At 74.6% G+C, this 12051-nt stretch carries 11 protein-coding genes and 1 rRNA gene; 1 reads left to right on the top strand and 11 read right to left on the bottom strand.

From position 1 onward, the window contains the following. The 8 genes from ACH495_RS26940 to ACH495_RS26905 form a co-directional block, all read right to left on the bottom strand. Positions 1–864, bottom strand: a complete 864-nt coding sequence (locus ACH495_RS26940; protein WP_396860497.1) for a hypothetical protein — start codon at positions 862–864, stop codon at positions 1–3. Between the two features lie 62 nt (positions 865–926). Beyond that, entirely contained in the window at positions 927–1868 is a 942-nt protein-coding gene (locus tag ACH495_RS26935; protein WP_396860496.1) for a copper transporter, read from the bottom strand. A gap of 26 nt (positions 1869–1894) precedes the next feature. Next, the gene (gene steA, locus ACH495_RS26930; RefSeq protein ID WP_396860495.1) at positions 1895–3073 is read right to left on the bottom strand and encodes a putative cytokinetic ring protein SteA; all 1179 of its coding nucleotides are present in this window, start codon (positions 3071–3073) and stop codon (positions 1895–1897) included. Positions 3074–3190: 117 nt separating this feature from the next. Continuing rightward, positions 3191–4948, bottom strand: a complete 1758-nt coding sequence (recN, locus tag ACH495_RS26925; protein WP_396860494.1) for a DNA repair protein RecN — start codon at positions 4946–4948, stop codon at positions 3191–3193. A gap of 468 nt (positions 4949–5416) precedes the next feature. After that, on the bottom strand, positions 5417–6301 hold the full coding sequence (locus ACH495_RS26920) for an NAD kinase (protein ID WP_343442076.1): 885 nt from the start codon (positions 6299–6301) through the stop codon (positions 5417–5419). Further along, a complete protein-coding gene (locus ACH495_RS26915) occupies positions 6298–7146 on the bottom strand; it encodes a TlyA family RNA methyltransferase (RefSeq protein WP_396860493.1) in 849 nt (282 codons plus the stop codon). The genes ACH495_RS26920 and ACH495_RS26915 overlap by 4 nt, the downstream gene beginning before the upstream one ends. A gap of 23 nt (positions 7147–7169) precedes the next feature. After that, on the bottom strand, positions 7170–7400 hold the full coding sequence (locus ACH495_RS26910) for a hypothetical protein (RefSeq protein WP_396860492.1): 231 nt from the start codon (positions 7398–7400) through the stop codon (positions 7170–7172). Further along, the gene (locus ACH495_RS26905; protein WP_396860491.1) at positions 7397–7975 is read right to left on the bottom strand and encodes a phasin family protein; all 579 of its coding nucleotides are present in this window, start codon (positions 7973–7975) and stop codon (positions 7397–7399) included. Before ACH495_RS26905 ends, ACH495_RS26910 begins: the two co-directional genes overlap by 4 nt. 112 nt (positions 7976–8087) lie before the next feature. Between ACH495_RS26905 and ACH495_RS26900 the strand changes: the two genes are divergently transcribed. Continuing rightward, a complete protein-coding gene (locus ACH495_RS26900) occupies positions 8088–8423 on the top strand; it encodes an SCP2 sterol-binding domain-containing protein (protein ID WP_396860490.1) in 336 nt (111 codons plus the stop codon). Between the two features lie 15 nt (positions 8424–8438). On the opposite strand, the gene ACH495_RS26895 is transcribed toward ACH495_RS26900, so the two are convergent. From ACH495_RS26895 to rrf, 3 genes are all read right to left on the bottom strand, one after another. Further along, the gene (locus ACH495_RS26895; RefSeq protein ID WP_396860625.1) at positions 8439–9497 is read right to left on the bottom strand and encodes an HAD-IIA family hydrolase; all 1059 of its coding nucleotides are present in this window, start codon (positions 9495–9497) and stop codon (positions 8439–8441) included. 2 nt (positions 9498–9499) lie between these two features. Next, the gene (locus ACH495_RS26890) at positions 9500–10540 is read right to left on the bottom strand and encodes a tetratricopeptide repeat protein (protein ID WP_396860624.1); all 1041 of its coding nucleotides are present in this window, start codon (positions 10538–10540) and stop codon (positions 9500–9502) included. 1418 nt (positions 10541–11958) lie between these two features. Then, positions 11959–12051 (bottom strand): 5S ribosomal RNA (gene rrf, locus ACH495_RS26885); the annotation flags it as partial.

Here is a 12051-nt window from a genome sequence, read left to right as displayed (position 1 = left end):
TCAGTCGGTGCGCCGGCCCAGCTCGTCGAGGTGCCGCAACCCCGGGGTCCGCTGGATGACCTGGGTGAAGCTGACCTTCTCGCTGGCCGCGGTGAGCGCGGCGAGCACGGCCAGCACGCCGGCCCGCCCGACCGGTCCGGTACGCGCGGCGAGGCTCACGCCGAGCAGCGCGCCGAGCGCGTTGGCGCCGCTGTCGCCGACCATCACCCGCTCGTCCAGGTCGTCGCGCAGCAGGCCGGCGGCGGCGCCGACCGCGCCCGCCGCGATGCCGCCGTGCGGGCCGGTGGACAGTGGCACGCCGAGCAGCAGGCCGGACTTCAGTGCCCGGCCCGGGCGCAGGTCGAGCAGGTTGACCAGGTTGGCGGTGCCGGCCACCACGCCGGCGCCGAGCAGGACGTCGACCCCGCGGCCGAACGCGCCGGCCCGCTGCCGGCGCGGATGGGCGGCGACCCGCCGGTCGGCGGCGAGCAGCGCCGCAGCGCCCAGCCCGGCGACGCCCACCCCGGCGACCTTGACCAGCCCGGCGGTGACCCGGCCCTCGCGCAGCGCGGCGAGGTGGCCGGCGAAGCCCTTGGCGGCCTTCTGCTCCGGTCGCGCGCCGACCACGTCGTCGTAGAGCCCGACCGCGCCCGCGCCGACGCCGGCCAGCAGCGCGGCCGCGCCGGCCGGGGCGCTGCCGGCGCCGAGCGCGCCCGCGGTGGCGGCGCCCACGGCCAGGGCCGGGCCGGCGGCCAGCGTCACGGTGCGGCCCCGGAAGTTGGTGCGCTCCAACGCCGGCGCGCTCGGCGACGTGCGCACCTCCCGCAGCGCGTAGCGGGCGGCCAGCACCCCCGTGCCCACGGCCAGCAGCCGACCCAGTCTCACGCGACCCCTCCTGATCCGGACTCTCGACGCGACGCGGCACGGACCTCCACGGCCCGCCGCGGTCACTGGGGCAGTTTAGGCAGCCGGGCGGCGGCGTTGTCGCCCGCGCCGTACTGGCCGGCCTTCTTGCCGGTGAGCTGCTCGGCCAGGGCGAGGCTGGTGACCAGCTGCCCCTGCACCGTGTTGGCGTTGTCGACGGTGGAGATGGTCTGCGACAGCACCGGGTCGCCGCGGACCACGGCCACCAGGTTGCCGCCGGTCGAGCCCATGCCGGCGACCACTACCGCGCCGGCGCGGTCGAACTGCTCGGCGACCTTCACCACCGACTCGTCCTTCTTCGCCGAGTCCTTGTCCACGTACGGCTGGCCGGTGACCAGGACCACCGCCTCGGCGGCGCCGGAGATCTTGTCCTCCGGGGTGAGGTAGCCGGCCTCCGCGTACTTCTGGAGCACGCTGCGCCGGTCGGCCTCGCTGACCGGCGGGCTGCCCGCCGGGCGGTCCAGCAGGACGTTGGCCAGCAACGCGCTGGAGGTCTCCACGCCGTGCCCGTTGCCGGGCAGGTTCGCGGTGGCGGCGCTGTTCGGGCGGACGGCGGTGACGGCCAGCTCGAGCAGGTTGTTGTTGCTGTCCGGGTTGACGAACTTCTCCTGCACGGTGACCCGGCCGGTGACGTCCGCGCCAGCGGTGCGGAGCATCTCCATCACGCCCTCGGTCTGGTCCCGGCCGCTGGGCAGGCTGAGCACCACCACCCGCCGGCCGCTGAGCTTGCCGGGCAGGACGAGCTGCGCCATCTCGCCGACGAACTCCTCCTCGGTCTTCAGCTGCTTCTGCATGTCGTTGACCGACTGGCGCATCAGCGAGTTGTCCTTGCGCAGACCGTTGACGGTCTCCCGGAGCGAGTCGGCGACCGGGCCGTTGAGGGCGGCCGTGCCGACCACCAGGCCGATCGCCAGCGCGAGGAACACCGCGGTCAGGGACACCACGTGGTAGCGGAAATTGATCACGCTTGCAGCCTCTTGATCGTCGGGGGCTAGAAGAGCTGGCCGAGCTGGAACACGAAATTGTCCCACCATTCGGAGACCACGCCCAAATACGCCTTCCCGACGGTGGAGACCGCCACCGCGGAGGCCAACGCGGCGACCGCCGAGAGGACCAGCAGCAGCAGCGAGGACCCGGAGATGCTCTGCCGGTAGAGCCGGCTGACGCCCTTGGCGTCGACCAGCTTGCCGCCCACCTTCAACCGGGTGAGGAACGTCGACGCCATGCCGCCCCGACCCTTGTCGAGGAACTCCACCAGGGTGGCGTGGGTGCCGACGGCCACCAGCAGCGAGGCGCCCTTCTCGTCGGCCAGCAGCATGGCCAGGTCCTCGCTGGTGGCCGCCGCCGGGAACGTGATCGCGGGCACACCCAGGCCGTTGACCCGGGCCAGACCGGGGGCCCGCCCGTCCGGGTAGGCGTGCACGATCACCTCGGCGCCGCAGCGCAGCACGTCGTCGGTGACCGAGTCCATGTCACCGATGATCATGTCGGGGGTGTAGCCGGCCTCGACCAGCGCGTCGGCCCCGCCGTCCACGCCGATCAGCACCGGCTTGAACTCCCGGATGTACGGTCGCAGCACGTCCAGGTCGGCCTTGTAGTCGTAGCCCCGGACCACGATCAGGCAGTGCCGGCCCTGCATCTGGGTCTGGATCTCCGGCACGCCGACGCCGTCGAGCAGCAGGTCGCGTTCCTGCCGGAGGTAGTCCATGGTGTTGGCGGCGAACGCCTCCAACTGCACCGACAGGCCCTCCCGGGCGTCGGCCATCGACTTGCCGACCGTCTCCGCGTCCTGCAGCGCGCCGTGCGCGACCGGCTCCGTGCCCACGAAGACCGTGTTGCCCTCGATACGCACCAGATCGCCCTCGCGGACCTGCTCGAAGACGCCCTCACCGAGGTCGTCCAGGAGCGGGATGCCGGCCGACACCAGCACCTCGGGACCGAGGTTGGGATAGCGCCCGGACACCGACGGCTTGGCGTTGAGCACCGCGGCCACTCCCACCGCGACGAGCGAGTCGGCCGCCACCCGGTCCAGGTCGACGTGGTCGATGACCGCGATGTCACCCGGGCGCAGGCGGCCGACCAGCCGTTTCGTCCGGCGGTCGAGGCGCGCGGTGCCGAGGATCGAGCCCGGTTCCGCGTTCCGGGTCCGGCGCAGTGTGGGTAGACGCATCGTGACCATCCTGGCATGTGGGGCAGGTTCTGCTGTCGCGACATGCTGAGCAGGGCCGCCTACCCAGGGAAGCACACCGGGACGCGCCCCGGTGTGCTTGCGCTCACAATCGGGGTATCACGGACGCCTTTCCTTGGCCGCCACGGCCAAGAGCTCCTCGGCGTGGGCGATACCCAGATCGGAGTCCGGCAAACCAGCGAGCATCCGGGCCAGCTCCCGGGCCCGCTCGGTGTCCTCCACCACCCGGACGCCGCTGGTGGTCACCGCGCCCCCGGTGTCCTTCGCCACCACCAGGTGCCGGTCGGCGAACGCGGCGACCTGCGGCAGGTGGGTGACCACGAGCACCTGGTGACTGCGCGCCAGCCGGGCCAGCCGCCGGCCGATCTCCACCGCCGCCTGCCCGCCGACACCGGCGTCGACCTCGTCGAAGACCAGCGTGGGCGGACCGCCGGAACCGGCGAAGACCACCTCGATGGCGAGCATCACCCGGGACAACTCACCGCCGGAGGCGCCCCGCTGCAACGGCAACGACGGCGCTCCCGGATGGGCCAGCAGCCGCAACTCGACCTCGTCGGCGCCGTCCGCGCCGACGCCCGCCTCGACGCCGTTGACCGGCAGGCTCGGCTCGGACCGCCCGGCCGCGCGGGGCAGCACCGCCACCTCGATCCGGGCGTGCGGCATGGCCAACCCGGCCAACTCGACGGTGACCTGCTCGGCGAAGCGGACGGCCGCCTCCTGCCGGGAGGCGGAGACCCGGCCGGCGAGGTCGGCCACCTCACCGGCGAGCCGGGACGCCTCCCGGTCCAGCTCGTCCAACAGCTCGTCGGAGGTGTCCAGATCGGACAGCCGGGCGCGGGCCCGCTCGGCCCAGGCCACCACGCCGTCGACGTCGTCGGCGTACTTGCGGGTGAGCCCACGCAACGCGGCCCGTCGCTCGTAGATCGTCTCCAGCCGGGCCGGGTCGGCGTCCAGCGCGGTCAGGTAGGTGGACAGCTCGGCGGCCACGTCGGTGACCAGCGTGGCGACCTCCTCCAGCCGGGCCGCCAGCTCACCGAGCGCCGGGTCGGTGCCGGCCTGCGCCTCCAGGGTGCGACGGGCGGTGCCGAGCAGCACGGCCACGTCCGGCGTGTCGTCGGTCGCCTCCACGCCGCCGGCCACGCACTGCTGCGCCACCTGGGCCGCGGTGCGCAGCCCCTCGGCGTGCTCCAGCCGCTGCGCCTCCGCCTTCAGCTCGTCGTCCTCCCCCGGCTGCGGATCCACCCGGGTGATCTCGTCGAGGCCGAGCCGGAGCAGGTCGGCCTCCTGGTTGCGCTCCCGGGCGTTGCGCCGCCGGTCGGCCAGGTCGTCGACCACCCGCCGCCATCGCGCGTACGTCTCGCGTAGCGCGTCCAGCAGCTTCTCGTGGTCGGGACCGGCGAACCGGTCGAGCGCGGCCCGCTGCTCGGCCGGCCGCAGCAGGCGCAACTGGTCCGACTGGCCGTGCACCGCCAGCGCCTGCTCGCCGACCTCGCCGAGCGTCGCCACCGGCATGCTGCGCCCGCCCAGGTGAGCACGTGAGCGGCCCTCGATCGTGACGGTGCGGCTCAGCAGCAGTGAGCCGTCCTCGTCGGGCTCGCCGCCGGCGTCGATGATGCGGGCGTGCACCGCCTCGGCCACCCGGCCGCGCAGCCGCAGCCGCCCCTCCACCACCGCGCGACCCGGCTGGGCCCGCACCCGGCCGGCGTCGGCCCGGCCACCGAAGAGCAGGCCGAGGCCGGTCACCACCATGGTCTTGCCGGCGCCGGTCTCGCCGGTGATGACGTTCATCCCCCCGGCCAGCGGCAGCGTGGTGTCCTCGATGACGCCCAGTCCGGTGATGCGCAGCTCTTCCAGCACAGCACCCGACAGTAGCCCCGCCGGGTGACAGTTGACCAGCCGGCACGGTGGCCGGCGGACGTCGCTCTGCGCTTTCCCGGAAAGAGTGGCTATCCAGCCGTGGATAGCCACTCTTTCCGTGCATCAGCGCACCCGAGAGCCGGGTGTGGTCGGGGCGCCGGGCGTCACGTCGTCGCCCAGCTCGCGTGCCGCCGCTTCCTCCGGCGGCGGCTCATCGACCTGTCGGCCCGACCGGGGTCGACACCCGACCGGGCACGGCGCGCCGGTCCGCCCGCCGCGGCCGGCCGCGACGCTCCGGCACCCCGACCGTCGCGGCTCCGACCACCCCCTGGTCGAACCCGCGACCGCGGGCCACGTCACCTCCCGGCGCGGCGGGCCTCACCACCGCGCCCGGACTCACCTCGACGCGGCCCGTCCCGCCCACCGTAACGCGCACCGGCGCACCCCGGTACGCCGCTGAGCCGTCGATCAGCGACGGTTGCCGCGCCACCCCTGCACGGGCAGGTCGAACTTGGCCACCAGCCGATCGGTGAACGGGCGTGCCCGCAGCCGGACGATGCGCACCGGCAACGCGCCCCGACGCACGGTGACCCGCGCGCCGGGCGGCAGGTCGTAGACCCGCCGGCCGTCGCAGCAGAGCACCGCGAGCGTGGTGAACGGGTCCACCGTGATGACGAACGTGGAGGTCGGCGCCGTGACCAGCGGACGGCTGAACAGCGCGTGCGCGCTGATCGGCACCAGCAGCAGCGCCTCCACCTCGGGCCAGACCACTGGCCCGCCGCCGGAGAACGCGTACGCCGTGGAGCCGGTCGGGGTCGCGCAGACCACGCCGTCGCACCCGTACCGGGACAGCGGCCGGCCGTCCACGTCGACGAGCAGCTCCAGCATCTGGGCGCGCTCGCCCTTCTCCACGCTGATCTCGTTGAGCGCCCACGACTCGATGGTCGGCCCGCCCTCGAACTCGGCGGTCACGTCGAGGGTCAACCGCTCGTCCACCGTGTAGTTGCGCGCGACCACGTCACGCACCGCGGCGTCCAGGTCGTTCATCTCCGCCTCGGCCAGGAAGCCGACCTTGCCCAGGTTGATGCCGAGCAGCGGCGCCTTGGCCGGACGGGCCAGCTCGGCGGCGCGCAGGAACGTGCCGTCCCCGCCCAGCGCGAACACGATCTCCGCGCCCTCGGCCGCCTCCGGGCCGGTCACCGGCACCACGCCCGGCAGGTCGAGGTCGTCGGCCTCCTCGGCCACCACCCGCACCTCGAACCCGTTCGAGATCAGGTCGGCGGCGACCGCCCGGGCGTGCTCGGTGCTGCGTCGACGGCCGGTGTGCGTCACCAACAGCGCGGTGCGACTCACCCGGACACCTCCTCGGTCGTGGCCGCCGTCGCGGCGGCACCCTGCGGACCCGCGGCCACCACCGCGCGTACCCGGTCGGGATCGGCGGCGGACGCGTCCCGGCGCAACCATACGAAGAACTCGACATTGCCGCTCGGCCCGGGCAGCGGGCTGGCCGCCACGTCGGCCAGGCCGAGACCGAGCCGCGCCGCGGCGGCGGCCACGTCGAGCACCGCCTCGGCGCGCAGCGCCGGGTCGCGCACCACCCCACCGGCGCCGACCCGCTCCTTGCCGACCTCGAACTGCGGCTTGACCATCAGCGCCAGGTCGCCGTCGGGCCCGGTGCAGCCGGCCAGCGCCGGCAGCACCAGCCGCAGTGAGATGAACGACAGGTCGGCCACCGTCAGGTCGACCGGGCCGCCGATCGTCTCCGGCGTGAGCGTACGCACATTGGTGCGCTCGAAGACCCGGACCCGCTCGTCGGTGCGCAGCGGCCAGGCGAGCTGCCCGTAGCCGACGTCCACGGCCACCACCTCGGTCGCGCCGGCGCGCAGCAGCACGTCGGTGAACCCGCCGGTGGACGCGCCGGCGTCCAGGCAGCGCCGGCCGGTCACCACCAGCCCGCCCGGCGCGAACGCGGCAAGCGCGCCGGCCAGCTTGTGCCCGCCCCGGGAGACGTAGTCCTCCGCCGGGTCCTCGCCGGTGACCAGCAGCGGGTCGGCCGGGTCGACCATGGCCGCCGGCTTGCGGGCCGGCACCCCGCGCAACTGGACGCGACCGGCCTCCACCAGCGCGGCGGCCTGCTCCCGGGAGCGGGCCAGACCGCGGCGGACGAGTTCGGCGTCCAGTCGGGTACGACGAGCCATCGGTGTCCGTTCTCCGCCTCTGCTCAGGCCTGGTCGATGCCGGCCAGGGTCTCGCGCAGCGTCTCGTACGCCGCCTCGTACTGGGCGATCTGGTCCGCCGGGGCGAGCGCCTCCGCGTTGGCCATGCCCCGCACCGCGGCGTCCACCGCCGGGTGCCGCGCCTCGCCGACCTCCTCGGCCGGCGCGGAGCGTACCCCCGGGGGCGGGCCGGGGCGCGGGCCCGGCGGCGGACCCGGTCGGTAGGGCGCGGTCACGAACCGTCCGCCCGACGGCCGGTGGCCTTCCGCGCCGGCCGGGCGGGCGCGGCGGGCGACTCACCGGCCGGGGTGCGGGCCACCGTGGCCGCGGGCTTGCGCGCGATCGCCTTCTTGGCCACCGCCTTCTTCGCCACCGCCTTGGACGGCACGGTCCCGTCCTCTTCGGTCCGGCCCGGCACGGTCCCGCTCGAAGCCGGCGCGGACGTGGTCGGCGTGGAGGTCGCCGGGGCGGGCGTGGTCGGGGCGGCCGGGGTCGCCGGCTCGACCGACGTGCGCGCCTCACGCAACTGCCGTTCCAGGTCGTGCACCCGCCGGGTCAGCTCGGCGACCTCGTCGGCGGTGGCCAGCCCGACCGCGCCCAGGGCCCGGTCGACCTCGAAGCGGACCAGTTTGGTGAGCGCCTCCCGGTTCGCCAGGCCGGTGGCGACCAGTTCCTCGGCGAGCGACTGGAGCTGACCGGCCGTCGCGCCGCCCTGACCGACGACGCGCATCACCGCGTCCTGCGCCTTCTTCCGGGGCGCCTCCGTCAGGCCCATGGCCAGCGAGAGGTAGGCGCGCCACGCGTCCTGCATGCCTGAGTCCTTCCACGGGGCGAGGTGTGCAGGTGCCACGCTACCGGGCACCGCTGACACACCATTGCGGTACGGTGCCGGGGAACGGCGTGGCTCGTGGTGAGGAGACGATGTGGCCAGCGTGGACGACTGCCGCCAGGCGTTGCAGGACCTGGCCGACCGGCTCGACCGGCACGCCGAGGCATCGGGGAAGATCGACCTCGACCGCACCCTGGCCTGCCGGATCACCGATCTCGGCACCGCCTTCCACGGACGGCTCGAAGGCGGCCGGCTGGTCGGGCTGACCGACGGCGACGACCCGAAGGCCAAGATCGCGCTGGGCATCGCCAGCGACGACCTGATCGCCCTCGTCCACGGCAAGCTCGACATCATGTCGGCGGTGGCGTCCCGACGGGTCTCCGTGAAGGCGAACCCGTTCGACCTGATGAAACTCCGCAAGCTGCTCTGAGCGGCGCCGCCGGCTTCAGCCGTCGAGACCGAACGCCGCCAGCGCCTCCGCCGCCGCCGGGGACGCGGCCCGCACCCGCGGGCCGGCCGGCGTCGACCAGGCCACCGCGCAGAGCGCCGCGAGCGCGTCCAACGACCGTCCCGCGCCGTCGAGAACCAGCTCCCCGCCGGTCACCGTCACCGACCAGCCCCCGGTCTCGGGTCGGCCCGGCACCGCCACCACGGCCTTCGCGTCGAACAGCCCCGTCAGGTCGAAGGAGACGTACGCCGGCCGGCGCGACTCGGGCGTCGCCAGCAGCTCGGCCGCGTCGCTGACCCCGGTCAGCACCAGCAGGCTGTCCAGCCCGGCCCGGCGGGCGCCCTCGATGTCGGTGTCCAGCCGGTCGCCCACCACCAGCGTGCGCCCGGTCCCGGCCCGGCGGGCGGCGGTGGCGAACAGCGCCGGCTCCGGCTTGCCCACCACCACGTCGGGATCCCGGCCGAGCGCGGTACGCAGCACCGCCACCAACGAACCGTTCCCGGGCAGCGGCCCGCGCGGGCTCGGCAGCGTGCGGTCGGTGTTCGTGGCGTACCAGGGCGCACCGGCCCGTACCGCCAGGGACGCCTCGGCCAGCTCGGACCAGCCGACCTCCGGGCCGTAGCCCTGGGCCACGGCGGCGGGCTCCTCGTCGACAGTCGACACCGGCCGCAGGCCCACCGCGCGCAGCTCCGCCCGCAGCGCCTCCGCGCCGACCACCAGCACCGGCGCACCGGCCGGCAACCGGTCCCGGAGCAGCTCGGCGGTGGCGGCGGCGGAGGTCAGCACCTCCGTCGGCTCGGCCGGCACGCCCATGCCGGTGAGCAGGTCGGCCACCTCGCTGGAACGGCGCGAGGCGTTGTTCGTCGCGTACGCGACCGCCCGGCCCTCGGCGTGCAGCCGGCCGACCGCCTCGACCGCGCCGGGGATCGGCCGGTCGATCAGATAGATGACCCCGTCCAGGTCGAAGACGACCAGGGCATACCCGTCGACCAGCCGCCCGTCCGCCTCGGCGCGGTCGGGACGCGCCCGCTCCGCGCCGGTGTCCCCGGCGTGCACGCTCACCGGCGCTCCGCCGCCTCGTCCCCGCCCGGCGTGGTCCCGCCGGTCCCGTTCTCGCTCCCGCCGGTCGCCGGTCGGTCATCCGCCTGGCCGGCGGGTGCGTCGGCGGTGGCGGCGGTGAGCGAGTCGGCCTCGGTGTCGGTCAGCTCGTCGTCCCCCAGGTCACCGGCGTCACGGTCCCGGTACCCGGCCCGGGCCGCGTCACCGGCGCCGGGCGCGTCGGCGCGGTCGTCGGTCGGGCGGGCCACCTCGTCGAGGTCGTCGTCCTCGTCCTCGTCGTCGTCCTCGTCGAGGTCGTCGTCGTCCTCGTCCAGGTCGTCGTCCTCGTCGTCGTCGAGGTCGTCGTCCTCGTCGTCGGTCCGGCCGTCTTCGCCGTCCCGTTCGTCGTCGGAGTCGCGGTCCGTGGCCGACGAGTCCGAGCTGATCGCGTCGTCGTCCTCGTCGTCGTCGCCCTCGATCACCACGCCGTCGAGCTCCAGCAGCCGCTCCGCGGCGTCGGTCTCACCGTCGGAGTCGATGTCGGAAGCGCGGGAGAACCACTCGCGTGCCTCCTCACGCCGACCCACCGAGAGCAGCGCGTCCGCGTACGCGTAGCGCAGCCGCGCCGCCCACGGCTCGGCCGACTCGGCGGTCAGTTCGCGAACCTGGAGCATCGCCACGGCCGCGTCCTTCTGGCCCAGGTCGCCGCGCGCGCCGGCCGCCACGATCAGCAGCTCGATGGCGACGGCCTGGTCGAGCTTCGCCTGGTCGGCCCCGCGGAACAGGTCGATCGCCCGCTCCGGCCGGCCCAGCGCCCGTTCGCAGTCGGCCAGGACCGCGAGGTGGCTCTGCAGGCCGGTCATCCGGTGGTACGTCCGCAGCTCGGCGATGGCCGTCTGCCACTCCCCCGAGTGGTACGCGGCCAGCCCGACCGCCTCACGCACGGCGGCGATCCGCGAGGCAAGCCGTCGGGCCGCCATGGCGTGCGCCAGCGCCAGCGTCGGGTCGTCGTCGATCAGCAGGCCGGTCGCGACCAGGTGCCGGGCGACGGTCTCCGCCACCGGCTTGTTGAGCGAGAGCAGCTCCGCCCGAACGGTCGAGTCGAGGTCGGTCGCGACCACGTCGTCGGGCAGGGCCGGCGCCTCGCCGGTACGTCCCTCGCCCCGCTCGTCCTGACGCTCACGCTGCGGACCGTAGGTGCCCGACTGACGGTCGTCCCCGTCCGGCCGGTCGCCGTAGCCACGGCGCTCCCCGTCCCGCTCGGTACGCCCACCCCGGTAACCGCCGTCCCGGCGGTCGCCGCCGGCGTAGCTCTCGCGGCGGTCACCGCCACGGAAGCCGCCCTCACGGTCGCCGCCACGGAAGCCGCCTTCACGGCGGTCACCGCTCGGGGCGCCGCCGGAACGGTCGTCGCGGCGGAAGCCACCCTCACGACGGTCACCGCCCCGGAAACCACCGTCACGGTCACCACCACGGAACCCACCGGAGCGCTCGCCACCACGGAAACCGCCTTCACGACGGTCACCGCTCGGGGCACCGCCGGAACGGTCGTCACGACGGAAGCCACCCTCGCGGCGCTCACCGCCACGGAAACCACCGTCACGGTCACCACCACGGAACCCACCGGAGCGCTCGCCACCACGGAAACCGCCCTCACGGTCACCACCACGGAACCCGCCCTCACGACGCTCACCGCTCGCGGCACCGCCGGAACGGTCGTCACGACGGAAGCCACCCTCACGGCGCTCACCGCCACGGAAACCACCGTCACGGTCACCACCACGGAACCCACCGGAGCGCTCGCCACCACGGAAACCGCCCTCACGGTCACCGCCACGGAACCCGCCCTCACGGCGGTCACCGCTCGGGGCACCGCCGGAACGGTCGCCACCACGGAAGCCACCCTCACGACGGTCACCGCCACGGAACCCACCGGAGCGCTCCCCGCCACGGAAACCGCCCTCACGGTCACCGCCACGGAACCCGCCCTCACGACGGTCACCGCTCGGGGCACCGCCGGAACGGTCGTCACGACGGAAACCGCCCTCACGACGGTCACCGCCACGGAAACCACCCTCACGGAACCCACCGGAGCGCTCGCCACCACGGAAGCCACCCTCACGACGGTCACCGCCGGGGGCGCCGCCGGAACGGTCGTCACGACGGAAGCCACCGTCACGGCGCCCACCGCTCGGGGCACCGCCGGCACGGTCATCGCGGCGGTAACCGCCCTCACGACGGTCGCCACCGCCGGCCCCGCCGGCGCGGTCGTCACGACCACCCCGGTACGAGGGGCGGTCATCGCGGCGGGCGTCGCCGCGCCCCTGGCCACGGTCGGCGCGGTCCTCGTAGCGACGGGGGCGGTCCCCGCCCTGGGGTCCAGAGCTCACAGGTGCATCCTTCCTGATGGCGTTTCCGCCAGAAACGCTAACGCAGTCGAGGGCCGACCCTTGGTGGGGCGGCCCTCGACTGAAAGTTTGTCCGGCGGTGTCCTACTCTCCCACACCCTCCCGAGTGCAGTACCATCGGCGCTGGAGGGCTTAGCTTCCGGGTTCGGAATGTAACCGGGCGT

The organism is Micromonospora sp. NPDC018662 (assembly GCF_044391475.1).
Classification (GTDB): Bacteria; Actinomycetota; Actinomycetes; order Mycobacteriales; family Micromonosporaceae; genus Micromonospora.
Note: the sequence above shows the minus strand (reverse complement) of the source record. Positions and strands in the feature narration are given on the sequence as shown.